At 57.5% G+C, this 25406-nt stretch carries 23 protein-coding genes; 13 read left to right on the top strand and 10 right to left on the bottom strand.

What is annotated here, in order from left to right:
* Positions 1-35 precede the first annotated feature (35 nt).
* The 7 genes from ACOTYN_RS13815 to ACOTYN_RS13845 all read right to left on the bottom strand — a co-directional run bounded on the left by ACOTYN_RS13815 (position 36) and on the right by ACOTYN_RS13845 (position 9379).
* On the bottom strand, positions 36-1052 hold the full coding sequence (locus tag ACOTYN_RS13815) for a LacI family DNA-binding transcriptional regulator (protein ID WP_047027019.1): 1017 nt from the start codon (positions 1050-1052) through the stop codon (positions 36-38).
* Positions 1053-1080: 28 nt separating this feature from the next.
* Positions 1081-2487: a sucrose-6-phosphate hydrolase gene (locus tag ACOTYN_RS13820; protein WP_014883885.1), complete on the bottom strand. Its 1407-nt coding sequence runs from the start codon at positions 2485-2487 to the stop codon at positions 1081-1083.
* On the bottom strand, positions 2487-3857 hold the full coding sequence (locus ACOTYN_RS13825; RefSeq protein WP_014883886.1) for a sucrose-specific PTS transporter subunit IIBC: 1371 nt from the start codon (positions 3855-3857) through the stop codon (positions 2487-2489). The genes ACOTYN_RS13820 and ACOTYN_RS13825 overlap by 1 nt, the downstream gene beginning before the upstream one ends.
* Before the next feature lie 67 nt (positions 3858-3924).
* Positions 3925-5442: a carbohydrate porin gene (locus ACOTYN_RS13830; RefSeq protein WP_023338338.1), complete on the bottom strand. Its 1518-nt coding sequence runs from the start codon at positions 5440-5442 to the stop codon at positions 3925-3927.
* Positions 5443-5615: 173 nt separating this feature from the next.
* On the bottom strand, positions 5616-6506 hold the full coding sequence (locus ACOTYN_RS13835) for an aminoimidazole riboside kinase (RefSeq protein ID WP_071922213.1): 891 nt from the start codon (positions 6504-6506) through the stop codon (positions 5616-5618).
* Between the two features lie 89 nt (positions 6507-6595).
* Positions 6596-7807, bottom strand: coding sequence for a diguanylate phosphodiesterase (locus ACOTYN_RS13840; protein WP_023338340.1), 1212 nt, complete (start codon positions 7805-7807; stop codon positions 6596-6598).
* A 90-nt stretch (positions 7808-7897) separates the two neighbouring features.
* Positions 7898-9379, bottom strand: a complete 1482-nt coding sequence (locus tag ACOTYN_RS13845) for an alpha/beta hydrolase (RefSeq protein ID WP_332957947.1) — start codon at positions 9377-9379, stop codon at positions 7898-7900.
* Positions 9380-9645: 266 nt separating this feature from the next.
* On the opposite strand from ACOTYN_RS13845, the gene ACOTYN_RS13850 reads away from it, so the two are divergent.
* From ACOTYN_RS13850 to ACOTYN_RS13880, 7 genes are read left to right on the top strand one after another with little or no spacing between them, the layout of a single operon-like run.
* The gene (locus tag ACOTYN_RS13850; RefSeq protein ID WP_014883891.1) at positions 9646-10500 is read left to right on the top strand and encodes a MurR/RpiR family transcriptional regulator; all 855 of its coding nucleotides are present in this window, start codon (positions 9646-9648) and stop codon (positions 10498-10500) included.
* Positions 10501-10512: 12 nt separating this feature from the next.
* Positions 10513-11088 (top strand): D-alanyl-D-alanine dipeptidase, encoded by a 576-nt coding sequence (gene ddpX / locus ACOTYN_RS13855; protein WP_014883892.1) that lies wholly within the window; start codon positions 10513-10515, stop codon positions 11086-11088.
* Between the two features lie 15 nt (positions 11089-11103).
* Complete coding sequence (locus ACOTYN_RS13860) at positions 11104-12636, top strand: ABC transporter substrate-binding protein (protein WP_048996757.1); 1533 nt, start codon at positions 11104-11106, stop codon at positions 12634-12636.
* A gap of 22 nt (positions 12637-12658) precedes the next feature.
* Complete coding sequence (locus ACOTYN_RS13865) at positions 12659-13681, top strand: ABC transporter permease (protein WP_014883894.1); 1023 nt, start codon at positions 12659-12661, stop codon at positions 13679-13681.
* On the top strand, positions 13678-14574 hold the full coding sequence (gene ddpC / locus ACOTYN_RS13870; protein ID WP_014883895.1) for a D,D-dipeptide ABC transporter permease: 897 nt from the start codon (positions 13678-13680) through the stop codon (positions 14572-14574). The genes ACOTYN_RS13865 and ddpC overlap by 4 nt, the downstream gene beginning before the upstream one ends.
* A complete protein-coding gene (locus ACOTYN_RS13875) occupies positions 14571-15557 on the top strand; it encodes an ABC transporter ATP-binding protein (protein WP_332957945.1) in 987 nt (328 codons plus the stop codon). The genes ddpC and ACOTYN_RS13875 overlap by 4 nt, the downstream gene beginning before the upstream one ends.
* Entirely contained in the window at positions 15550-16479 is a 930-nt protein-coding gene (locus ACOTYN_RS13880) for an ABC transporter ATP-binding protein (protein WP_332957943.1), read from the top strand. The genes ACOTYN_RS13875 and ACOTYN_RS13880 overlap by 8 nt, the downstream gene beginning before the upstream one ends.
* Here the strand turns inward: ACOTYN_RS13880 and ACOTYN_RS13885 are convergent.
* Entirely contained in the window at positions 16476-17225 is a 750-nt protein-coding gene (locus ACOTYN_RS13885) for an SDR family NAD(P)-dependent oxidoreductase (RefSeq protein ID WP_047624928.1), read from the bottom strand. The two genes, ACOTYN_RS13880 and ACOTYN_RS13885, sit on opposite strands and share 4 nt — an antisense overlap.
* 133 nt (positions 17226-17358) lie before the next feature.
* On the opposite strand from ACOTYN_RS13885, the gene ACOTYN_RS13890 reads away from it, so the two are divergent.
* Positions 17359-18264 (top strand): LysR family transcriptional regulator, encoded by a 906-nt coding sequence (locus ACOTYN_RS13890; protein WP_332957939.1) that lies wholly within the window; start codon positions 17359-17361, stop codon positions 18262-18264.
* 23 nt (positions 18265-18287) lie between these two features.
* Here ACOTYN_RS13890 and ACOTYN_RS13895 read toward each other — a convergent pair whose 3' ends face one another.
* Positions 18288-18716, bottom strand: coding sequence for an OsmC family protein (locus ACOTYN_RS13895; RefSeq protein ID WP_014883900.1), 429 nt, complete (start codon positions 18714-18716; stop codon positions 18288-18290).
* A 75-nt stretch (positions 18717-18791) separates the two neighbouring features.
* A complete protein-coding gene (locus ACOTYN_RS13900; protein ID WP_332957937.1) occupies positions 18792-19673 on the bottom strand; it encodes a LysR family transcriptional regulator in 882 nt (293 codons plus the stop codon).
* A gap of 110 nt (positions 19674-19783) precedes the next feature.
* On the opposite strand from ACOTYN_RS13900, the gene ACOTYN_RS13905 reads away from it, so the two are divergent.
* The 5 genes from ACOTYN_RS13905 to ACOTYN_RS13925 all read left to right on the top strand — a co-directional run bounded on the left by ACOTYN_RS13905 (position 19784) and on the right by ACOTYN_RS13925 (position 25244).
* Positions 19784-20635: a Vmh family MBL fold metallo-hydrolase gene (locus tag ACOTYN_RS13905; protein ID WP_032628979.1), complete on the top strand. Its 852-nt coding sequence runs from the start codon at positions 19784-19786 to the stop codon at positions 20633-20635.
* Positions 20636-20867: 232 nt separating this feature from the next.
* Positions 20868-21083: a biofilm-dependent modulation protein gene (bdm, locus tag ACOTYN_RS13910; protein WP_014883903.1), complete on the top strand. Its 216-nt coding sequence runs from the start codon at positions 20868-20870 to the stop codon at positions 21081-21083.
* A gap of 95 nt (positions 21084-21178) precedes the next feature.
* Positions 21179-21316 (top strand): stationary-phase-induced ribosome-associated protein, encoded by a 138-nt coding sequence (gene sra, locus ACOTYN_RS13915; protein ID WP_008501714.1) that lies wholly within the window; start codon positions 21179-21181, stop codon positions 21314-21316.
* A gap of 176 nt (positions 21317-21492) precedes the next feature.
* Complete coding sequence (locus ACOTYN_RS13920; protein ID WP_023330463.1) at positions 21493-23190, top strand: NAD-dependent malic enzyme; 1698 nt, start codon at positions 21493-21495, stop codon at positions 23188-23190.
* Positions 23191-23534: 344 nt separating this feature from the next.
* Entirely contained in the window at positions 23535-25244 is a 1710-nt protein-coding gene (locus tag ACOTYN_RS13925) for an ABC-F family ATP-binding cassette domain-containing protein (RefSeq protein WP_047624934.1), read from the top strand.
* Positions 25245-25406 lie beyond the last annotated feature (162 nt).

Below are 25406 nucleotides of genomic sequence, written 5' to 3' on the forward strand. Positions count from 1 at the left end.
TAAATTAATTAAAGTTATTGATGTATCGAACGAGGCTATACCGCTGACTTATAGCGCCGCTGCAGGGAGGCATTGAGCTTGCGCTGCAACGGCTGCGGCGTCTCCCCTTCGATCAATTTGCCAATCAGATCAAAGCAATGCCACGCCAGCTGGCGATTGTCCTGGCGAATGGTATCCACCGGGATCGTCAGCGAATCGTAGAGATAGTGATCGTCAAAGCTGGCTAATCTGATATCACTTTGCATCAGGTTATGTTGACCCATATAGCGCAGTACCCCTTCCAGCAGCCCGCAGGCGGCGGTGAACAGGGCTTTCGGTGGGCGTCCCAGACGGGCGCAGAGTTCGGCGAACATTTCGTAGCCGGAGCTCGGGTGGTAGTTGCCGTGAATGATCCACTCGGGGCGCAGTTCCACACCGGCCGCTCGCAGACCTTGCTTAAACCCTTCCAGACGGTCGCGAGTCGGAGAAAGGCGCGGCTGTCCGCCCAGAAAATAGAATTCATCCGGATGCTGGCGGGCAATATCCGCCACCAGTTCCGTCGTTGGGGTGATGGAATCGGTGATCACCAGCGGCAACGTGCTGTCGTTCATATGGCGGTCAAAAAGCACCACGGGCAGCTGCTCGCTGAGTTTCAGGTAGTCCGCATCATTAAGCATGCTGGAGGCGACAATCAGTCCGTCGACCTGACGCGCCACCATGTTGTTGACGACCACCGTCTCCTGCCCCGGATTTTCATCGCTACAGGAGATCAGCAGCTGGACGCCCGCCTCGCGGCACAGCGTTTCCAGCTCGTGAGAAAAGACGGCAAAGCCGTAGTTGGTGATCTCCGGCACCACCAGACCAATGGTGTGGCTACGGTTATCGCGCAGTGACCGGGCGTGAATGCTGGGCTGATAATGGTGCTCTTTCGCAATCGCCAGCACGCGTTCACGCGTCTCTTCCGCCACGCGAAGCTCTTTGCTGCGCCCGTTCAGGACCAGGCTGGCGGTGGCTTTTGACACACCCGCCAGCTCCGCGATGTCTTTAATGGTGACGCGTTTTGTTTTTCTCACAACGACTTAGATCCGGCTGCCAAAACCCTCATTCTATCATGCAGGCGCGCAGCGACCAGTAGCGTAATGTGATATCGGACGCACCTTCGAAGCGCACCCAGGCCGGATGGTCAGGAAAATAGCGGCTGCTCATCACCCCTTCGCCATGATTGATGAAAATTTCAACGCTGGAGCGGTCGCACAGGACGCGTAAATGGTGGACGTCCCCCTGCCAGTAGCGGGTCAACGTCTCACCGGTTTTCAGGCTTGCGCGTTCCAGCCGCACGCCCTGCTCATCAACCGTGAGGCGCAGCGCGCCCGCAAAATCGACGTTCACCTGCGAGGCGCTTAACTCAAACTCCAGTCGCGCGGCATCCAGAACGGGCGCATCGCTGGCACGTCCCTGCCAGTGCTGCTCCTCTTCACGCAGCGCCGCCAGCTCACGCACCGGAGTCTGCCAGAGCTTGCCGTCGCGATACTGCAATTCGCGCGGGCAGGTCATCTGGTGCATCCAGCCGTGCGACCGCGTCGGCTGAAGCATCTCTTCCCCGTCCGGTACGCCCATCCAGCCAATCAGAATGCGTCGTCCATCTTCCGCCAGCGTCGTTTGCGGGGCGTAAAACTCAAAGCCCGCGTCAAGCTCGTGCAGCTCGCCGTGCGCAAACGTGCCGCGTTCATAGCTAAACGCCCCACTCATCCAGGCGGCCGGATAGGTGTTGAGATAGCGATACGGCTCGCGCGCCAGCCCCTGCGGACAGCAAATCAACACGTGCGTACCGTCGAGCGCGAACAGGTCCGGGCACTCCCACATATAACCTGCGTCCTTCAGGCCGTTGACCCCGTGACCAGCGATTTCACCGCAGGAAGCCCAGGCATGTAAATCAGCGGATTTAAACAGCAGCACTTTGCCGCGCTTTTGCAGATCCTGCGCGCCCAGCACCATGTACCACAGCCCGTCGTGTTGCCACACTTTCGGGTCACGCACATGACCGGTGTAGCCCTCCGGCAGCGCCAGCACCGGCCCCTGCTTTTTAAAGGTGCCGTCCGGCTGTTCCTCGGCCAGGCACTGCCAGGCGGTACGGCTGCCGTCATCGAACTTGACGTTGCCGGTATAGCACAGCGTCAGCACGCCCTGGTTATCCACGGCGCTACCGGAGTAGCAGCCGTTGCGGTCATACTCTTCGTCGGGCATCAGCGCCAGCGGCTCATGCTGCCAGTGGACCAGGTCCGCAGAACTCCAGTGCCCCCAGCATTTAAAACGATGCTCACAGTCCAGCGGATTCCACTGATAGAACAGATGGTAGCGACCGGCAAACCAGATAAACCCGTTGGGATCGTTCATCAGCCCCGTCACCGGCGCGGCGTGCCATTGCGGATAATGGCTGTCAGCCTGCGCGCGCGGCTGCCCTTTCATAACGGCCTGCAGAATCGCAGGCCAGCGGGAAGGTAACGTCATTATTCAGAGTCCGTTTTATATTTCAGCAGCAGCGAGACGGTAAACGCCACGCCGAAGGCAATCACCATGCCGATAATATAGTTGAGCAGCGAGCTGGCCTGCACGATGGCCATACCCGGAATGGCGGTCAACCCGACGGCAGTCATGTAGACATGCACAGAGACCACCCAGGCGCCCCCCACCGCGCCACCAATCAACGCGGCAATAAACGGCTTAACGAAACGCAGGTTGATACCAAAAATAGCCGCCTCGGTGATGCCCAGCATCGCAGAGAACGCCGACGGTAACGTAATGGCTTTGATTTTGGCATCGTTGGTTTTGAACCACACCGCCAGACAGGCTCCGCCCTGCGCCACGTTCGCCATGGCCCAGATCGGCAGCAGGAAGTTCACGCCAATCGACGGGTTGCCCAGCAGCCCCGCTTCAATCGCGTGGAAGCTGTGGTGAATACCGGTGATCACAATCACCGAATACAGTCCGCCAAACAGCAGCCCGGCCAGCCAGCCCGCGTGGGCGATAAGCGTGCTCAGGATAAAGGAGATACCATCCCCTAAGGCGCGTCCCGCCGGACCAATAATCAGCAAGGCGATAAAGCCAGAGATCACAACGGTGAGGAACGGCGTCAGGATCAGGTCCAGCGCATCCGGAATCACGCGGCGCAGGTTTTTCTCCACGATGCTCATAAACCAGACGGCCAGCAGCACCGGAAATACCGTGCCCTGGTAGCCAATCATCGCGATCTCCAGGCCGAAGAAGTTCATGGTGTGGAAACCGGACGCCACGCCCCAGGCGTTAGTCAGCGCCGGATGGGTCAGGATGCCGCCCAGCGTCGCGCCCAGGTACGGGTTACCGCCAAACTCCCGCGCGGCGGTAAAGCCGATCAGGATCGGCAGAATGATAAACGCCGCCGAACTGCACATGTCCAGCATGATATAGATAGCGTTGTCCGCATTGACCCAGCCGTAGGTTTTCACCATGCCGAGCAGGCCCATCAGCAGGCCGGACGCCACAATCGCGGGAATGATCGGCACAAAGATATTGGAGAGCAGACGCGCAATGCGCTGGAACGGGTTCAGCTTGCGCGCCGCCAGGTCCGCCGCCTCAGACTTGCTGGACTCGCTAATCCCCGCCGCCTGAATAAACGCGGCGTAGACTTTATTCACCACGCCCGTACCAAAAATCACCTGCATCTGCCCGGCGTTACGGAAACAGCCTTTAACGCCGTCGACCTTGCCGATCGCCTGTTGATCGGCCAGCGCGTCATCAACCAGCACCAGACGAAGACGCGTTGCGCAGTGCGCCGCGCTGGCGATATTTTCCTTGCCACCCAGCAGCGGAATAAGCTCGCGGGCGATTTGATTAAAATCCATAGATACCTCTGCCTGACTTCTTTTTTATGATGTGCGAAACGCCCCCGCCAGGCGGGAGCGTGATGGGTTAAAACCAGGTTTCCATCTGGACCCCAAAGTTCCATTCCCCGCCGGCGTTGAAACCGCTGCTGCCAAAGGCATCATCGCTGGCGTAATTATCCAGTTTGCTGCTCCAGTCCATCCAGGTGGCGAACAGGCGAAGCTCCGGACGGCTGAAGAAATCGCCGATTTTGCTCGCTTTTAACGTCGGAGCAAAGGTCAGCTTGTAGAAACTGCCGTTGACGGCGTTTCGGTCTTTATAACCTTCCGGGTTTAAGTCCATGTACTGATAGCTTCCCTCAAACGCCAGCGCGAAATTCTGGGTCACCTCTTTAATCAGGCGGGTGTTGAGCGTGACCCACTCATAGCTGTCGCCTTTGACGTAGCGATCTTTACTACTCTGCGCCAGAACGGCAGGCGCAACGCTCCAGCCACCGCCAATTGGCGTGACACCGTAACTTGCAAAGCGCCAGGTATCCGCCTCGGACAGCAGTGCGCCATCCGAGCCGATGCTTTTCACTTCCGCCCCCAGCCCGTGACCATACAGCAGCGCGGTTTTGGCCGTCCCCTCCCGCAGGCCGTAGAAGCTCTCGTTGTGCAAGCCCACCAGGGCATGAACGCCCGTGTTAGCGGCATCCGTTTTGATGAGATCGCCGTTCGCGTCTTTACGATCGTCATTATCTTTAGCCCGCAGGCCGCTCACCATCAGCTGGAGCGGCCCGGCGAAGTGGTTCATGCTGAGGATATAGTTCTGAACGTTATTGTCGGTCTGCTCCACGCTGCCGAAGTTGCGGCCATAGAGGGAGAAGTTACTGCGCAGCGAATCGTTCCATTTCACGTCGTAGACGCCACCACCGGTACCGGCCAGGAACACCACGTCGGAATCCAGCCAGTGAATATCAAAGTTATCGCGGTCGAAACGTTTACCTGCCCAGAAGGTACTGCCCTTCAGCGCGCCGGTGAAATCAGGGAGATTGCCCAGCTCGGCAAAGGCCTGACGAATATTGAGATCGCTGGTATCAGCTGACCAGTCGTTATAGGTTCTCTGGCCGTCGGCCAGCATCGCTTTAAAGCGCGTCGTCGCCCCGTTATCCAGGGTCTGTTTGTGCTCCAGGTTCAGCTCAACGTAGGTGTCGGCTTCATTGCCCAGACGCCCTACTGCACCACCGGTTTCGCCGGCTGGGGTCAGATAAGGACCGCTTTTGCTGCTGGAGGCCGCGTCATTCATCAGCAGGCCGGAACGAGCGTAGCCGTGGAACTCAAACCCGCTGCTTTGATCCGCTTTCTTCTCCAGCGCAGTGGTGCGCTGCGCCACCGCCTGGGTTGTCGACTGCGTCTGCTGCTGCGCGGCAACGAGCTGCTGCGTTTTTTGTTCTGCTTCCGTGGCGCGTTTCTCCGCCCTCTGCGCGCGCGTCTCTGCGTCCTGAAGGCGTTGTTCCATTGCGGCAAGCCGCGCTTCGATACTTGTCATATCCGTTTGGGCAAAAACAGAGGTACTTCCGGCCAGCATGCCTATCATCACGGCAAGTCTGCGTTTTTTATACATTTTGTCGCATCCCTCAAAGAAGTCATTAAACGTGCTAAATTGTTAAACCGGTTTAGGTTGCTGATACTAAACTGGTGAATTTTGGATCGGCAATCTTTTTTGCTAAACCGTTTTAGTAAGTGTGATCGGGGCGACAATTCAGGCCGTCGACCGACGGCCTGTAAAGGGAGAAATTAAAGGTCGTGCTGCCAGGGCAAGGCGGTCATCGCCCCTTTCGCAGTGGTGGCTAGCGCGCCGCAGCGCTGGGCTAAGGTGATGGCGGGAACCAGTTCAAGACCGGCGGCCAGCCCGTAGAGCAGTCCGGCGACGAAGGCATCCCCCGCGCCGGTGGTATCGACACACTTAACCGGGGTTGCCGGATAGTGGTTCACGGTGCCTTCATGCCAGGCAATAACGCCCTCTTTACCCTGCGTGACGAGCACCCGCCGCGCCGGACAGCGGCGCATGAGTGCAGCCAGACCGGCGTGCACCTGCTCCTCGCCGGTTAAAAATGCCAGTTCCTCGACGGAGAGTTTCACCACATCAGCACGTTGCAGCGCCTCTTCAAGGCTGCGACGAAGTGCGGTTTCATCCGGCCAGAGATCCGGGCGTATATTGGGGTCAAAACTGACGTAACCGCCCGCCTTCCTGATGGCATCCATCGCCTGAAAGGCCGCACTGCGGCTGGGTTCAGCGCTTAGCGCGATGGAGCAGACGTGCAGCCATTCACCCTTGCTGAAGGTAGGCAGATCGGCAGGTTCCAGAAACAGATCGGCGCTCGGGCGCACCATAAAGGTAAACGAACGTTCGCCCTGTTCGTCGAGATCGACCACCACCGTTGAGGTGCGGTGTGCCGGGTCAAGGCGCATCCACTGCACATCGACCCGCTCGTCAGCCAGTGTGTGAGCCATAAAGCGCCCGAAAGGATCGTCTCCAACTCTGCCGATAAACGCGCTACGCCCCCCCAGGCGGGCAATACCGACCGCAACGTTTGCCGGGGCGCCACCCGGACATTGCAGTAATCTCCCTTCTCCATCAGGCAGCAGATCCACCACCGCATCACCCAGTACCCAGATTTTTTCCATGTGAACCTCGAAGCTAAACTATGTTAAACCGTTTTAGCTATTTAAGCACAGGCAGGACGACGGGGAAATAACGCGAGTGGAAAATTGCCTTAACGCACCAGGTGCGGCCAGTGAATATCACCGACGCCGTTAAGCAGCGGGCGGGCAAACAGGAAACCCTGGAAGCGGCGGATCCCGGCAGATTCGAGCCAGCACCACTCCTCTATTTTCTCGATACCTTCCGCCACTAGGGTGATTTCGAGATCGGAGCAGCAGCTAATAATCGAGCGTACAATCGCCTGTTTCGGACCGCTCAGGTGAATATCGCTGATAATCTCGCGGTCAATCTTAATTTTATCCGGCTGGAAGCGCGTCAGCAGAGAGAGACCGGCATAGCCGGAACCAAAATCATCAATCGCCATGCCAACCCCCTCACCGCGAAGTTGTTTAATGGCGCTGTTGAACTGATTCAGTCCGGATATCATCTCGTTTTCAGTGATTTCCAGCACCACCTGCTCTGGCTGAAGCCCGTGTTTTTTAATCTCACCGACCAGAAATTCCACTGCGCCAGGGACATTCACCAGCGACATCGGCAACAGGTTGACCGCAATTTTGTGGCTGCCAATCCCCAGCTTTTCCGCCAGCGCAAAGGCATAGGCTTTCGTCTGGAGATCGACCTGATAGAGGGTGTCCGGGTCAAGGGCGCGGAAGAACTGCTCCGGACTGCCGCCGTCATTGCTGCGGATAAGAGCTTCAAGGGAGCTGATCTTGCCTTCCGAAGGCTCAACAATCGGTTGAAGCGCAAATTGACAGGTTTGCCCGGCAATCAGGCCCAGAGACTCGCCAAAGGGTAAGGTTTCGGGTTCGAGCGCCCACTTTGCCGGATCGTAACGTCCACCGGATGGGTTCGGACGCTTATCTGTAATAAACGTCTGAATAAATTTGAATACGCGGTCATCGGAGGCCAGGTAACTGTCGAGTTTGCTGTAACGCAGCACCGATTGCAGCACCTCTTTCGGCGACTGCGTCTGCAGATCGAACAGCAGCATCCCGACGTTTTCGAATCGTCTGCGCGGGCCATAATCCCGCATCAGTTCAACCACTCCGCTGTGCCGCTTGTCATCACGGATTTTATTGAACAGCCTGACCACGCCCTCTTCGGAACCTTCAAGAATTTGCAGAACGTCATCCCCTTTAGAGAGGAGCACACCGGTTATATTCAGCTTCGCGTTACGGCGTCTGGCGCGCTCCACCACCTCCCGGAGTTCGGTTGACGGGTGGGATAAATTCAACTGGCTTCGGTAAATGAGAGTCGTCAGCACAAAACGGGTTCCGATGAGAGAGGTGCCTTGAAGGTATTATTTAACATACTTAATCATTGCGACCTAACATATTCACACAACAGAAGAACGTTACTTTTTCTCATCCCCGATTCGGCTGTTGATCCTCTCCTCCATGTAGCCGTAGAACGGGTTTGAGGTGACCCGCATAAGCGCCTCTTTCCCGACGCTCAATACAGAGGTTTCCCCCCAGAGCGCTATCGTCCCCAGGCTAATGCCGTAGCGGTTTTTCACGTCAGGCTCCCGGCCATAGAGATCGTCATTCGGCGGGAACGGCACCGCAACGTGCGACAGGGAATAGACATCCTGCGGCCAGGACTGCCCAAGCGGCACGACCGTCTCGTGAGTGCTTCCTGCCGGGGTGATTTTCGCTACCGTTGAGAAACTGTGTTCATTCGCATTGGTAATAACCGTGACAGTGTAACGTCGTTCAACAGTAGGCAGCAGCGCTGAGGTGGCCGTCCAGGACGAGGGCTTGAACAGCGGACGGAAGCTCGCCGCCTGGTTGATATCAAATACCACCAGCTCGCTGCCATTTGCCGGAAGCTGATCAAACAAGCCGCTCACCACCGCGCGGGTGCTGACGGTGGAATCCATCACCGACTGGAATGCCAAAACCGGCGGCAGCGTTGCCAGCCTGTTTTCCCGCGCCTCCCGGCCAATCTGCTCCTGCAGCGCCTTCGTCAACAGCCACGACTGGCGGGCGGCGTTCACCGGGAACGAGTTGTATTTATACGGGTTATATTCCGGGGAAATATTCAGCCACGCCGCTTTGGCAAACGCCGGGAGCAGCGCCGGTAACCCGGCGAAACCGGCGAATCGCGCGAATGCCGTCACGCCGATCATCGGCGACAGCAGCACCAGTTGCTGCGGCTTACGCAGCGATGGCACGTCAAGTGCATCGAGGGCATATTTCATCGCCAGCGCCCCGCCGTTGGAATAGCCCACCAGATGCAGGGGCACATTTTCTCCCGCCAGACGCGTCGCTTCCCGAACGGCAAGGCGCGTCGCCGCCAGCCACATCTCCCAGTCAACGTCCGTCAGCGCGCCAGGCGCGGTGCCGTGTCCGGGCAGGCGCGGAACCACGGCCACAAAGCCGTGGGCCTGATAATTCTGAGCAAGATGTCTGACGCTATAGGGTGAATCCGTCAGTCCATGGAGCAACACCACCGCGCCGCGCGGCTTTCCGGCTGGCATGAGTACAAAAGAGCGGTTGGCATCCGGTGAAAACTGACCCGGCCAGACCAGGCTCTGGCGGTAATAGCGGTTTAGCGGCGTTTGTTCCTCATGCTCTGTTTTTGCCGTCACCGCGGTATTAAGATCGGCGAAAATGGCATTTTCGCGGGCAACATACCCGGCAAAGTCGGCGCCATCGAGCTCGCGTACGGACATCTCATCTGCCCGCCAGGTATGCCAGAGATGCAGTTCAGGCCCCTGCTGCGAGAGATAGACCCGCACTGCCAGCAGGACGACCAGTACGATCCCCACCACCATCGCTATTTTCTTAACAAGCACCATCAGATGCTCGCTGACTCGCCAGGGCCAATTCGCCATGCCGGGATCCCTTTCATGTCTACTGTGTTTCTATCTTATCAAAAATGTGAACGGGCTGACGTATTCACCAAATTCATACGTGCAGATTCTGTCACTGCACCAAAAGTGAACTACGCTGCACAAATGTTGATCATACGTTAACTAAATATTGCATGAAGTTTGCGGCAGAGCAGGCATTTCCTCGCCTGTGATCATGGCACGCGTCATGCATTGTTAACGAGGTAACACTAGATCGGCTTTTGACAGCGTGTTAACAGCGAGGCGGTATGACGACGAAACCTGAGATGTTGAGCCGTATCGAAACGATGTTTAGCCAGTTCACGCCCAGCGAAAAACGGGTCGGAAGCTGGTTGCTTGCCCACGCCGCGCAGATACCGTTTGAAACGGCTGAAAGCGTCGGTCAGGCGAGCGGGACGAGCGGGATCACCGTGGGACGCTTTCTGCGCAAGCTGGGCTACCGCAACCTGGAGGATGTCAAAAAGAGCCTGCGCGATCCGTATCAGCCCTGGGGTATGAACGAACGTCTGGACTCCTGGCAACAGCAGCGCCCCCTGCCCAACCGCCTTCAGCACGCCCTGTCGCTGGAAGTGGATGCCATCACGCAGGTGTATCAGCTCGCGCAAACGGACGTCTTCCGCCAGGTCGTACACAACCTGGCCCATGCGGATGCGGTGTTTGTGCTGGGGATCCAGTCCACCCGCGGGATCGCCAACGCCTTCTTCAGCCACCTTGAGTACCTGCGCCCGCGCGTGAGCTATTCGGAGGGGGCATCCGGAAGCTGGGTGGAATCCCTCAACTCGGGGTTTTCGCACCCTTATGTCGTGCTGACCGATACGCGCGCCTACTCCGCGATGGCCCGCCAGTACTGCCGCGTCGCGAGCGAAAAAGGCATTCCGCTGGCCTTAATCACCGACATCTGGTGCCCGTGGGCGCGGGATTATCCGATGGACTTACTGCAGGTGAAAACCGATACCGGTCATTTCTGGGATTCACTTGCCCCCGTGAGCTGTTTGTTCAACCTGCTGCTGTCGGGCGTGGTGGAAGCGTTGGGTGATGCGCTCCCGGCACGTCTGGCGGTAAACCGGCAATTACAACAAGAGTTTGGTCAATTCGAACGCTAAAGGAGCGGAGCTATGCCCGAAGAGAGTGAACTGATTGATGTGGCGAAGACATTTCCCACGCTGCATATCGATCTGAAGTACGCCACTGCCGACAACATCACCGGTCGCCCGATCTACCAAGAGGCGCTGTGCCTGCTGCATACCGACGCCGCCACCGCGCTGGCAAAAGCCATCAGCATTGCCACGCTGGCCGGGCTGAAGCTGGTGGTGTACGACGCCTACCGACCGCAGCAGGCGCAGGCCCAGCTGTGGGATGCCTGCCCGAACCCGGAGTATGTGGTCGACGTGGCGATTGGCTCCAATCATAGTCGCGGCACGGCCATCGACGTCACGCTGATGGACGAACACAATACCGTGCTGGATATGGGCGCCGGTTTTGACGAAATGCACGACCGCTCGCATCCGTATCACCCTTCCGTACCGCCGCACGCCCAGCGCAACCGTCTGCTGCTGAATGCCATCATGTTCGGTGGCGGTTTTGTCGGTATCAGCAGCGAATGGTGGCACTTTGAACTGCCGAACGCCGCCAGCTACCCGCTGCTTGATGACCGTTTTGCCTGTTTTCCACTGACGCACACCCCTCTTTAAACCTGGAGCACTACCATGAAAACATCGCTTCTCACGACCCTGATCGCCGCCACGCTGGTAATGAACGCTCCGCTGGCGCTGGCTGCCGTCCCGAAAGACATGCTGGTGATTGGTAAAGCCGCCGACCCGCAAACGCTCGACCCTGCCATCACCATTGATAACAACGACTGGACCGTCACCTATCCGTCCTATCAGCGTCTGGTCAAGTACAAGCCAGGCTCTACCGAGGTGGAAGGCGATCTCTCGACAGGCTGGAAAGCGTCCGACGACCAGAAAGAGTGGACCTTTACCCTGGCGGATAACGCGAAATTCTCCGACGGCACGCCGGTCACCGCCGAAGCGGTAAAACGCTCTTTTGAACGCCTGCTGAAGCTCGGCCAGGGGCCGTCTGAAGCTTTCCCGAAAGATCTGAAAATTGATGCGGTAGATGACCATACGGTGAAATTCACCCTCAGCCAGCCGTTTGCCCCCTTCCTTTACACGCTGGCAAATGACGGGGCATCCATCATTAACCCGGCAGTGCTGAAGGCAAATGCCGCGGACGATGCGCGCGGTTTCCTGGCGCAAAACACCGCCGGTTCCGGGCCGTTTATGCTCAAAAGCTGGCAGAAAGGCCAGCAGCTGGTGCTGGTGCCTAACCCACACTGGCAGGGTGAAAAACCGCACTTTAAGCGTGTATCGGTAAAAATTATCGGAGAGAGCGCCTCCCGCCGATTGCAGCTTTCCCGCGGCGATCTGGACATTGCCGACTCCCTGCCGGTCGATCAGCTCTCGGCCCTGAAGCAGGAAGGAAAAGTCGCCGTCGCGGAATACCCGTCCCTGCGCGTGACCTATCTCTACCTCAACAACAGCAAAGCGCCGCTCAATCAGGTGGATTTACGTCGAGCCATTTCATGGGCGACGGACTACCAGGGGATGGTGAAGGGCATTCTGAGCGGCAACGGCAAGCAGATGCGCGGCCCGATCCCGGAAGGCATGTGGGGCTTTGACGCCACGGCAATGCAGTACAGCTATGATGAGGCCAAAGCGAAAGCGGCCCTGGAGAAGGTCAAAGACAAGCCCGCCAGCCTGACCTTCCTTTACTCGGATAACGATCCGAACTGGGAGCCTATCGCCCTCTCAACCCAGGCCAGCCTCGGCAAGATCGGCATTAACGTCAAGCTGGAGAAACTGGCGAACGCCACCATGCGCGACCGCGTCGGTAAAGGCGATTACGACATTGCGATCGGTAACTGGAGCCCGGACTTTGCCGATCCCTATATGTTCATGAACTACTGGTTCGAATCAGACAAAAAAGGGCTGCCGGGCAACCGTTCATTCTATGAAAACAAAGAGGTCGACTCGCTGCTGCAGGCCGCGCTGAAAACCACCGTTCAGGCAGAACGCACCAAAGATTACCAGCAGGCGCAAAAAGTGGTGATTGACGAGGCGGCCTACGTTTATCTGTTCCAGAAGAACTATCAGCTGGCGATGAACAAAGAGGTTAAAGGCTTCACCTTTAATCCGATGCTTGAGCAGGTGTTCAACATCGCCACCATGAGTAAATAACGAATTCGCCGGGGGAAAGTGTATGACGTTCTGGAGCATCGTGCGCCAGCGCTGCTGGGGATTACTCCTGGTGGTGGCCGGTGTCTGTATCATTACCTTTATTATTTCACACATGATCCCCGGCGATCCGGCCCGTCTGCTGGCCGGAGACCGTGCCAGCGACGACATCGTGCAAAACATCCGCCAGCAACTGGGGCTGGATCAGCCGCTGTATATCCAGTTTGGTCGCTACGTCGATGCTCTCGCCCATGGCGATCTCGGCACGTCCATTCGTACCGGACGTCCGGTTGCACAAGACCTGAAGGCCTTTTTCCCTGCCACGCTGGAGCTGGCCTTTTGCTCCCTGCTACTGGCGCTGGTCATCGGCGTGCCGTTGGGGATTTTGTCGGCGGTCTATCGCAACCGCTGGCTGGATCATCTGGTGCGATTAATGGCGATGACCGGCATTTCCACACCAGCCTTCTGGCTCGGTCTGGGCGTTATTGTGCTTTTCTACGGGCACCTGCAGATCCTGCCGGGCGGCGGCAGACTGGACGACTGGCTCGATCCGCCGACGCACGTCACCGGGTTTTACCTGCTGGATGCCCTGCTGGAGGGCAACGTCGAGGTCTTTCTCAATGCGCTTCAGCATCTGATTTTACCCTCGCTGACGCTGGCGTTTGTTCACCTGGGCATCGTGGCGCGTCAGGTGCGTTCCGCGATGCTGGAGCAGCTTAGCGAGGACTACATCCGCACGGCGCGCGCCAGCGGCCTGCCTGGCTGGTATATCGTCCTGCGTTACGCTCTGCCCAATGCGATGATCCCGTCGATTACCGTGCTCGGGCTGGCGCTGGGCGATTTGCTGTACGGTGCAGTACTGACCGAAACCGTCTTTGCCTGGCCGGGGATGGGTGCCTGGGTGGTGACGTCCATTCAGGCGCTCGATTTCCCTGCCGTGATGGGCTTCGCTGTCGTCGTCTCTCTGGCCTACGTATTGGTGAATCTGGTGGTCGATCTGCTTTATCTGTGGATTGACCCGCGAATTGGGCGCGGAGGTGCCGAATGATGTTAACGCAGGAAACGCCCGTCCCGGTTAAAACTGCAAGACAACGTATCAACTGGGCAAAACTGTTCTGGATGCTGCGACAAAGCCCACTCACGATAGTTGGCGGCGTGATTATGATTGCGATGCTCCTGGTGATGGTGACCTCACCGTGGATTGTGCCGCATGACCCGAACGCGCTGGATCTGACCGCCCGTCTGCAGGCACCGTCCGCACAACACTGGTTTGGTACCGATGAAGTGGGACGCGATCTGTTCAGCCGCGTCCTGGCAGGCAGCCAGCAGTCGATCGCCGCCGGGCTGGCGGTGGTGGTGATTGCAGGCGGCATTGGCTCGCTGCTGGGCTGTTTGTCCGGCGTACTGGGTGGGCGCGGTGACGCCATCATCATGCGGGTGATGGACATCATGCTCTCTATACCCTCTCTGGTGCTGACCATGGCGCTGGCTGCCGCGCTCGGCCCGAGCCTGTTTAACGCCATGCTGGCGATCGCCATTGTCCGCATTCCGTTTTACGTCCGTCTGGCGCGCGGCCAGACGCTGGTGGTCCGCCAGTTTACCTACGTGCAGGCCGCCCGCACGTTTGGCGCATCGCGCTGGCATTTGATCCGCTGGCATATTCTGCGCAATGCCCTGCCGCCGCTGATTGTGCAGGCTTCGCTGGACATTGGCAGCGCTATTCTGATGGCCGCGACGCTGGGGTTTATTGGTCTGGGTGCACAGCAGCCGACCGCCGAATGGGGGGCGATGGTGGCCGTTGGCCGTAACTACGTTCTCGACCAGTGGTGGTATTGCGCCTTTCCCGGTGCGGCCATTTTGATTACCGCCGTGGGTTTTAACCTGTTCGGTGACGGTATCCGCGACCTGCTGGATCCGAAGTCAGGAGGGAAACAGTCATGACCGAATCGGTATTACGCATTGAAGACCTGCACCTGAGCTTCCCGATTTTTCGCGGTGAGGTCCACGCGCTGAATAACGTCTCGCTGGAGATCAAAAGGGGTGAGATCGTCGGCGTGGTGGGCGAATCGGGATCGGGGAAATCCGTGACCGCAATGCTCGCCATGCGGCTGCTGCCGGAAGGCAGCTACCGGATCCATCAGGGCCAGGTGATGCTACTGGGTAAAAATGTCCTCGCGGCATCTGAGAAACAGCTCCGCCAGTGGCGCGGCGCCAGAGTGGCGATGATTTTTCAGGAGCCGATGACCGCCCTCAATCCGACGCGACAGATTGGCAAACAGATGGTGGAGGTGATCCGCCAGCATCGACCACTTTCCCGGCGGGAGGCGCAACAAAAGGCGATTACCCTACTGGAAGAGATGCAAATCCCGGACGCGCACCAGGTGATGGCGCGTTATCCTTTCGAACTCTCCGGCGGCATGCGCCAGCGGGTGATGATCGCCCTTGCCTTCTCCTGCGAGCCGGAGCTGATCATTGCCGACGAACCGACCACCGCACTGGACGTTACCGTCCAGCTGCAGGTACTGCGCTTGCTGAAGCATAAGGCGCGGGCCAGCGGCACCTCTGTGCTGTTTATCAGCCATGATATGGCCGTGGTATCCCAGCTCTGCGACAGAATGTATGTGATGTATGCCGGTAGCGTGATAGAGAGCGGCGCCACGCAAACGCTGATCCATGCCCCTGTTCATCCCTACTCCATTGGCCTGCTGAAGTGTGCGCCGGAGAACGGTCAGCCGCGCGATCTGCTCCCGGCCATCCCCGGCACCGTCCCCAACCTCAGCCAGCTTCCGCAGGGATGCGCATTCCGCGACCGCTGCTTTGCCGCCGGGGCGAAATGCAGCGAAACTCCGCGCTTACACCCCCATGGCGCAGAAGGTCAACAGGCCGCCTGCTGGTATCCGCAACAGGAGAAACCCCATGTCTGATGTGCTGCTGGAACTGGATAGCGTACACGTAAACTTTGCGGCACGTAAAAACTGGCTGGGCCGCGTCACCGAGCAGGTGCATGCGCTCAACGGACTCGATCTGCAGATCCGCCGGGGAGAAACGCTGGGCATTGTCGGGGAATCCGGCTGCGGTAAAAGCACGCTGGCCCAGCTGCTGATGGGCATGCTTAAGCCCAGCGCCGGGGCATACCAGCGGGTAAACCACGCGGGCGGCATGCAGATGGTGTTTCAGGACCCGCTCTCGTCGCTCGATCCGCGCTTGCCGGTCTGGCGCATCATCACCGAGCCGGTGTGGGTGCAAAAACGCAGCCCCGAACGGGAACGCCGACAGATGGCGGAAAACCTGGCGTTGCAGGTTGGCATTCGTCCGGAATATCTCGACCGGCTACCGCACGCCTTTTCCGGCGGCCAGCGCCAGCGCATCGCCATCGCCCGGGCTCTCTCGTCCGATCCGGACATCATCGTGCTCGACGAACCGACCAGCGCGCTGGATATCTCCGTGCAGGCGCAAATCCTCAATCTGCTGGTGACCCTGCAACAGCAACGTAATCTGACTTATGTGTTAATTTCGCATAACGTATCGGTGGTCCGACACATGAGTGACCGCGTGGCGGTAATGTACCTCGGGCAGATTGTGGAGCTGGGCAGCGCCGCCCAGGTGCTGGGGGAACCGCACCATCCTTATACCCGTCTGTTGCTCGATTCGGTTCCCCGCACCGGTGAACCGCTGGATGAAACGCTGGCGTTACGCAAAACGGAGCTTCCCGGAAACCGTCATCTGCCCAAAGGCTGCTTTTTCCGCGACCGTTGCCCGCTGGCCACGCAGGGGTGTGAAGATCCCCAGGCTTTACAGCCCTCTCACGAGGGCCGTCACGTTCGCTGCTGGCGCAGCCTGGGTTAGATTTGCGCCATCCCGCCGTCCACAAACAGCTCGGTGGCGTTAATAAAGCTGGCCGCATCGGAGGCCAGGAACGCCACCGCTTTCCCTACTTCACCCGGCGCGCCTAAACGTCCGAGCGGGACCTGCGCGGCCAGCGCATCGTACAGCCCCTGACGGTGTTCTTCCGGCACCAAATCACCGAGACCCGGGGTTTTGATTGGGCCCGGACTCACCACGTTGACGCGGATCCCGCGGCCCTGCAAATCCAGCGCCCAGGAGCGGGCAAAGTTGCGAACGGCGGCCTTACTGGCGCTGTAGACGCTAAAGTTTGCCGTCCCCTTAATGGAGACCGTCGAGCCGGTCAGAATAATCGACGATCCGGCGGATAAGAGCGGCAGCGCCTTCTGCACCGTAAAGAGCACGCCGCGGACGTTAGTACCGAAAATACGGTCAAACTGCTCTTCGGTGATCGCGCCCAGCGGCAGCATATCACCGCCCCCCGCATTGGCGAACAGGATATCCAGACGGCCTTCCTCTTTTGCAATCCGGGCATAAACCTCATCCAGATCGCCGAGTTTAGAGACATCCGCACGAATGCCCACTGCCGTTGAAGCAATTTCAGCCACCGCCGCGTCCAGCTCGGCCTGACGACGTCCGGTGATGTACACCTTCGCCCCCTGAGCCGCCAGCTCCTGCGCCGTGGCAAGACCAATACCGGAGCTGCCGCCGGTTACCAGTGCAATTTTTCCTGAAAGAGTCGTGTTCATGTCATTTACCTTTTGTTGGGTTTGATTTGCGCGCTTTCGCTCGCGTTGAACAAACTTTAGCCCTTGCAGCATTAATGAAAAATGGGCAAAAATGAAAATGACTATTCACATACAGAAATAATCAGAGGGCCTGATGGACCAGTTAATGGCAATGCGTGCCTTTACGCGGGTGGTGGAATCCGGCAGTTTTACACGCGCGGCGGATTCGCTGAATATGCCGATAGCCACCCTGAGCAAGCTGGTGAAATCTCTCGAAACGCATCTTGAGATCCGCCTCCTGCACCGCACCACCCGCCGGGTCGTCACCACGCCTGAGGGGGCGGAATACTATGAAAAAGCACTCAGGGTGCTGATTGATATCGAAGATATTGACACCTCTTTTCGCGTTTCTCGCGCGACGCCAAAGGGGCATTTGCGCGTCGACATCGGCGGCTCCACCGCCCGCGACCTGCTCATCCCCCTGCTACCAGATTTCATGCAGCGCTACCCGGATATCCGGATCGATCTTGGGGTGGCCGACCGGCCCGTAGACTTAATCAGCGGTAACGTAGACTGTGTTATTCGCGGCGGCCCGCTGAACGACTCAACACTTATTGCCCGACATCTCGGCAATGCTGAGATGGTTACCTGCGCGACGCCGGGTTATCTGAAGAATCATGGCGTCCCGGCCTATCCGCAGGAGCTGCGCAACGGCCACAAATTGATAAGCTATCTCTCTCCGGTCACCGGGCGGGCCTTTCCGTTTCGCTTCAGACAGGATGGTGAGGCGCTGGAAATCAGCATTCCACACTATCTCGGCGTCAATGAAAGCAATGCCCATCTCGCTGCTGCCGCGGTGGGACTTGGGATTGTTCAGACTTTTGAGTATTCGGCAAAGCACTATTTGCAGACGGGAACATTGACGGCAATCCTGAGCGACTGGCGCCCTGCTGCCTATCCGTTTCATGTGGTTTACCCCCAAAACCGGCATTTAACGCACCGCCTGAAGGTATTTATTGCCTGGCTGGCGGAGGTATTCCCCGCCGCGCTGAAGGGATAGCCGGGCGCGAGCCCGGCTGGGGCTTAGTTAAGTTTGTAATCGAGCGTGATGTCGGCTTTCAGCAGCTGCGACACCGGGCAGCCTGCTTTCGCTTTCTGAATGATGCCGTCAAACTGCTGAGGCGCGATGCCGGGAACAGTCACCTTGCTTTTCAGCGCAACCTTTGTGATGGCAAAACCGCCGTCGGTTTTATCCAGCGAGACGTCTGCAGTGGTATCAATGGAATCGGCGGTATAGCCCGCCTCACCCAGCATCAGCGAAAGCGCCATCGAGAAACAGGCGGCGTGTGCCGCGCCAATCAGCTCCTCAGGGTTGGTCCCCTTTTCACCCTCAAAGCGGGTGTTAAAGCCATAAGGCTGCTGATTGAGAACGCCGCTCTCGGTAGAAACCGTTCCTTTCCCGCGTTTAATGTCGCCAGACCAGTGTGCTGAACCGTGCTTATGAATAGTCATTCTTGCTCTCCTTTTGGCTTACAAAGGGTTAAGTATAGAATGCTACTCAGATTCTGCGGCGAAGACAGAAGAGTCTTAGCCACTGAACATATGTTGCGCCAGTGCATCAAGGAATGCGCGCAGTGCGGCAGGTTGATATTCCCGGGACTGGTAAATGCCATGGATGGCAAGCGGTTTCGGCTCCAGCACGCTCAGAACCGGCACCAGTAATCCCTGCGCCAGCGCGTCAGATGCCTCACGCTCCGGCAACATGGCGATACCGCAGTGGTTAATCGCGGCGTCCATCAACAGCGATGAGATGCTGGCGCTCAGGTTGCCGCTGACGGCCACGCTCAGGCTTTCACCTTCCGGCGTAAGAAAATGCCAGGACTGCCCGGCGAAAAAGCTGTAGTGCAGGCAATTATGCTGCGCTAAATCTTCGGGACTGACGGGCGTTCCGTGCTGAGCAAGATAGTCCGGCGAGGCGCAAAGGACTGAACGACACTCCCCCAGTCGGCGGGCGATCATGCCCGGTTCGGGGGTGTCGGTAATGCGTACGGCGACATCAATACGCTCCCCTACCAGGCTCACCGGGTGGTTGTTCACATCCAGCTCGATGCGCAGCTGCGGGTAGCGCGCGAGCAGCCCGGGGAGCACCGGCGCAATCAGGTGCATGGCGGTAAAGTGTGCACAGGCGACCCGCAGCGTGCCTGACGGCAAATCTTTCTCCGACTGGCCCTCAATCTCCTGCGAGAGCTGCGAAAGCGTCCGCGTTTTCTGCAACACTTTTTCGCCGGCTGCCGTCAGCGTCAGCTTGCGCGTGGAGCGGTTAACCAGCCGTGTTCCCGCCCACTTTTCCATTTGTTCCAGGTAGCGGCTCACCATCGGTCGCGAGATCCCCAATGCGCGGGCCGCCGCGCTCAAACTTCCCAGCTCGCATATCCGGTTGTAGACCTGAGCGGCAATAACGCGATCCATATACGCTCCATTTGCTCGATTTATGAAACTAAGCATGTCTTGTTTCAGGAATTCTGGCAAATACAAATATCCGTACAATAGAGACTTTCCTGAACCACAGAGACATGATGATGAAGCTTACTCGCCTTGCATTGCTTTGCGCCCTTTTCACACCGGCTGTTTTTGCCGCGCCGTTGACGATTGACACGTATAACCCGCAGGAAAAAGGCATTTTCGCGGTCTCTTCCACGCTGGTCTCTGGCCCGAAAGAAGCCGTTCTGTTTGACGCTCAGTTCAGCGTGAAAGATGGCGAAGCGCTGGTGGAGAAAATTCGCCGCAGCGGTAAAACGCTGAACAAGATTGTGATCACTTCCGGCGATCCGGATTTCTATTTTGGTCTGCAACCGCTGGTAAAAGCCTTCCCGAATGCCAAAGTGGTGGCCACGCAGCAGGTGGTTGACCATATTAAGGCCACCAAAGACGCCAAACTCGCCTTCTGGGGCCCGCAGATGAAAGACGGCGCGCCAACGACGCTGGTCGTTCCGCAGGTGCTCGCCTCAACCACGTTTATGGTTGACGGGGAAAAGATCGACATTGAACAACCAGACAGTTACGCGGCTTACGTGTGGATCCCGTCTGCGAAAACGATCCTCGGTGGCACCGGTGTCTCCTGGGGTATTCACGTCTGGACGGCAGATACCCAGACGCCTGCTCGCCGCCAGCAGTGGCAGCAAACCCTGGACAATATGGCTGCGCACAAACCTGAACGCGTGATCCCGGGTCACTATCTTGGGACTCCGCCTGCCGGAACGGGCGCGATTGATTTTACGCGTGGCTACCTGCAGCATTTTGAACAGGCTTTATCCGCACACAAAGACTCCGCGGGCGTTATCGGCGCGATGAAAAAACAGTACCCGGATCTTGCCGAAGAGAGCTCCCTGGAATTAAGTGCCAAAGTAAATACCGGCGAAATGAAGTGGTAAGTTAAAAACGGCTCCTGCTATATTTCCCCCATAGCAGGAGCACCGCCCAAATATCCTCGTTGCCCAACGTCCATTTATCCCCACGATTTAAAAGTGCATAAAAGCATGCACTTATGACATTTTCGTTTCTAAGATGAATCTTAGCCACAACGGGTAAAATATTTGCCATTCTGTTTATGAATTACATTTTTTGCGAGCCGTACCATTAAACAGACAACGACACGGAGGCAGCATGTTTACTTATTACCCGGCTAATACTACAGCAGCACAACCTGAGCTCGTTAACGCGATTGCGCAGGGTCTTCACGCCGAACACGGTGCTGTGACTGAAGATGACATTTTGATGGAACTGACCAGGTGGGTGGAATCCACGGATAATGACATCCTCAGTGACATCTACCAGCAGACCATTAACTACGTCGTCAGCGGGCGAAACGCACCTTTGTAAAAACCTGCTAAGCTGGATCTGCAACCTAAGGGGTTACATTTCGTTTGCGTAAGCAAACTGGTCCTTAAAACTATCAACAGGATTGAGGAGTTAACATGAAATCGAACCGTCAGGCACGCCACATTCTGGGACTGAACTACAAGCTTTCTAATCAGCGTAAAGTGGTGATTGAAGGCGACCACGAAACGCAAGTCACTCACGCCACCGGCAGAAAACGCCACGCGGGCAAGTAAGTTCCAGACTGAGACAGAGAACACCATCGGCAAAACCGATGGTGTTTTTGTTTATGTGTTGCGGTAATTAATATTCAGCTCCTTTATAATACCGCCCGACCGCACCCCATCGCACAGGCCAGAAAGATGACAAACAGCAGTGTCAGGGACGGATCTTCAAAAAAAGAGTGAGTGACATGGACAACAAACTGAAAAAACATCGTTCCTTATATATCCCTTATGCCGGACCGGTTTTACTCGAATTCCCCCTGCTCAACAAAGGTAGCGCCTTCAGCATGGAAGAGCGCAGCAGCTTCAACCTGCTGGGTTTACTGCCCGAAGTGGTTGAAACCATCGAAGAACAGGCAGAGCGCGCGTGGATCCAGTATCAGGGCTTCAAAACCGAAATCGACAAGCACATCTACCTGCGCAACATTCAGGACACCAATGAAACCCTCTTCTACCGCCTGGTGCAGAACCATCTGGAAGAGATGATGCCGGTAATCTATACCCCGACCGTGGGTGCTGCCTGCGAGCGTTTCTCTGAGATCTACCGTCGCTCCCGCGGGGTATTCATTTCTTACCAGAACCGTCACAACATGGACGATATTCTGCAGAACGTGCCTAACCACAACATCAAAGTCATTGTGGTCACTGACGGTGAGCGCATTTTGGGTCTGGGTGACCAGGGCATCGGCGGGATGGGTATTCCGATCGGTAAGCTGTCACTGTACACCGCCTGTGGCGGCATCAGCCCGGCGTATACCCTGCCTGTGGTGCTGGATGTGGGTACCAATAACCAGCAGCTGTTGAACGATCCCCTGTATATGGGCTGGCGTCATCCGCGTATTACCGACGAAGAGTACTACCAGTTTGTCGACGATTTCATCCAGGCCGTGAAACACCGCTGGCCGGACGTGCTGCTGCAGTTCGAAGACTTTGCGCAGAAGAACGCGATGCCGCTTCTGAACCGCTATCGCGATGAGATCTGCTCCTTTAACGACGATATCCAGGGCACCGCAGCCGTGACCGTGGGTACGCTTATCGCCGCCAGCCGCGCAGCCGGCAGCCAGCTAAGCTACCAGAAAATCGTCTTCCTCGGGGCAGGCTCCGCAGGCTGCGGTATCGCCGAACAGATTATTGCCCAGACGCAGCGTGAAGGCCTGAGTGAAGAGCTGGCCCGCTCCCGCGTGTTTATGGTTGACCGTTTCGGCCTGCTGACCGACGGTATGCCGAACCTGCTGCCGTTCCAGACCAAACTGGTGCAGAAACGCGAGAACCTGAAAAACTGGGATACTGACAACGAAGTCCTCTCCCTTCTTGACGTGGTGCGCAACGTGAAGCCGGATATTCTGATCGGCGTTTCCGGACAAACCGGCCTCTTCACGGAAGAGATTATTCGTGAGATGCACAAGCACTGCGAGCGCCCTATCGTGATGCCGCTTTCCAACCCGACCTCCCGCGTAGAAGCGACGCCGCAGGACATCATCGCCTGGACCGAAGGTAACGCGCTGGTTGCGACCGGCAGCCCGTTCGATCCGGTGGTATGGAAGGATAAAACCTATCCGATTGCCCAGTGCAACAACTCCTATATTTTCCCGGGTATTGGTCTGGGCGTGATCGCCTCCGGCGCGTCTCGCATTACCGATGAGATGCTGATGTCCGCGAGCGAAACCCTCGCGGGCCACTCGCCGCTGGTCAATGATGGTGAAGGGCTGGTACTGCCTGAGCTGAAGGACATCCACAAGGTGTCGCGCGCTATCGCGTTTGCGGTAGGTAAAATGGCGCAGCAGCAGGGCGTGGCAGTGAAAACCTCTGCCGACGCGCTGCAGCAGGCTATTGACGATAACTTCTGGATGCCTGAATACCGCAGCTATCGCCGTACCTCGATTTAATTCGCTCCGACCGTTCCCTCTCCCCGTGGGAGAGGGTTAGGGTGAGGGCATCAGACCGCATCATCGAATCCCACTAGCCAAACCCCCTTTCCCCCGCTACACTCCTTTCATCCATTAACCTACTGAATATATAAGGAGGCCAATTATGCTGTACTGTGAAATTTTCAATGTTTCACATACATTTGGTGATCGCACCCGCTCAAGCGTTATCGGTATCGTGCTGCGATAACTTCTGCTTGAGCGAAGACACCAACCCCTGAAATCCCTTCTCTCGGGCTTACTGAGTTATCGTCAGCGATGTTTGACGAGGCATAAACATGCCTGTAACTCTTGGGTAAGCAACAATGAGCACTTTACTCACTGCACAATCTTTACGTGTTGATACGGCGTTTGGCACGCTCTTCGACTCCCTTTCTTTTACGCTGAAAAAAGGCGACCGCATTGGCCTGCTGGGCGATAACGGCTGCGGAAAAAGTACGCTTTTAAAGGTGCTGGACGGCACAGACTCCCCCGCCGCCGGTACGGTAGCGCTGGCCGGGCACTGCCTAATGGCGCGCGTTGAGCAACATCTTCCGGACGCTATTTTCCCGCTGACCATGCTGGATGCCGTACTCGCACAGCTGCCTTTAGCTGAGCGCGATAGCCTGCGCTGGAAAGCCGAAACGCTGCTGGCCGGCATGGGCTTTACCCCGCAGGATATGACGCTGCGCTCCGCCACGCTGAGCGGCGGGCAACACACCCGGCTGCTGCTGGCGCGGGCGTTGATTCACGAGCCGGATCTGCTCCTGCTGGATGAACCCAGTAACCACCTCGATTTGCCGACCATGCTCTGGCTGGAACATTTTTTACAGAACTGGTCAGGCAGTTTCGTGCTGGTCTCGCACGACCGACAGTTGCTGGATGCCGTCACAAACGGCAGCTGGATCCTGCGCGATAAAACGCTGCACTACTTTGCCCTTCCCTGCACGGCCGCACGCAAGGCGCTTGAAGCAAAAGATGAAAGCGACGCGCAGCGCCACAAGGCGGAGCAAAAGGAGATCGACCGCGTGACCGCCAGCGCGAAGCGGCTGGCGACCTGGGGCAAGGTTTACGATAACGAAGACCTGGCCCGGAAAGCCAAACAGATGGAAAAACAGGTCGAACGGCTGAAGGAGAGCCAGACGGCGCTTACGGCTGGCAGCCAGTGGACGTTAACCCTGCGCGGCGATGCGCTTCGCGCCGACCGACTGCTGGAAATAGAAAACCTCGGCGTGCCGCCTGCGCCGGGGCTTTCTGAGCTGTTTAACATCGACATCGCGCGTCTGAAAAGCGGCGATCGCGTGGCGATTGTGGGTCGTAACGGCTGCGGAAAATCGTCTCTGATGAAGCTTATCTGGCGCTGTTTTAGCGATGAGCAGAGCGATACGGGGCTGAAACTTCATCCACGCGTGTCAGCTGGCTATTACGATCAGACGCTGAACCAGCTGCCGGATGACGCCACGCTGTTTGACGCGCTGGAGCCGTTCGCGCCCGACCCGCAACACAGAAAAATGGCGCTCATCAGCGCCGGATTTCCGTGGGCGCGTCACGGACAAAACGTCAGTACGCTCAGCGGTGGCGAACGCTCTCGACTGCTGTTTGTCGGCCTGACGCTTGCCCGCTATAGCCTGCTGATGCTCGATGAGCCGACCAACCATCTCGACATGGAGGGCAAAGAGGCGCTGGCGCAAACCCTGCAGCAGTTTGAGGGCGGCGTCCTGCTGGTCAGCCACGACCGTCAGTTAATTAGCCAAAGCTGCAACCGTTTCTGGTTAATTGAAGAGGGAAAGCTGAGCGAATGGCATGATGCAGAAGCGGTATTCGAGCGGCTGCGTGAAAGCGCGGGACTGGTAACATCCCCAGCTCCCGTCGACGCCACGACCATGCCTGTATCCCCCTCTGACGATCTGCTTGAACGGCTTGTCGCGCTGGAAACATTGCTGGAAGACGATCTCGCGCGGAAGCCAAAGCATCAAAAACCGCAGCTACAGGCACAATGGCGTAAAGAAATTAAGGAGATAGAAGCACAGCTGTAACGCTGCGCCCGGCGAGCCTCTCGTCGGGCCAGTATTTTCCCCCTTAATTATTAGAGGAACATCCTTTTCTTAATCTGAAATCACCTTAAATGATGACATTATGTTGCGGGCACCTTGCATTACAGCGCTTAAGCATTAATCCTTGAGGAGTATTACACCTGC

Origin of the sequence: Enterobacter cloacae complex sp. IR5458 (assembly GCF_049238025.1) — a bacterium.
GTDB classification, from domain to species: Bacteria; Pseudomonadota; Gammaproteobacteria; order Enterobacterales; family Enterobacteriaceae; genus Enterobacter; species Enterobacter kobei.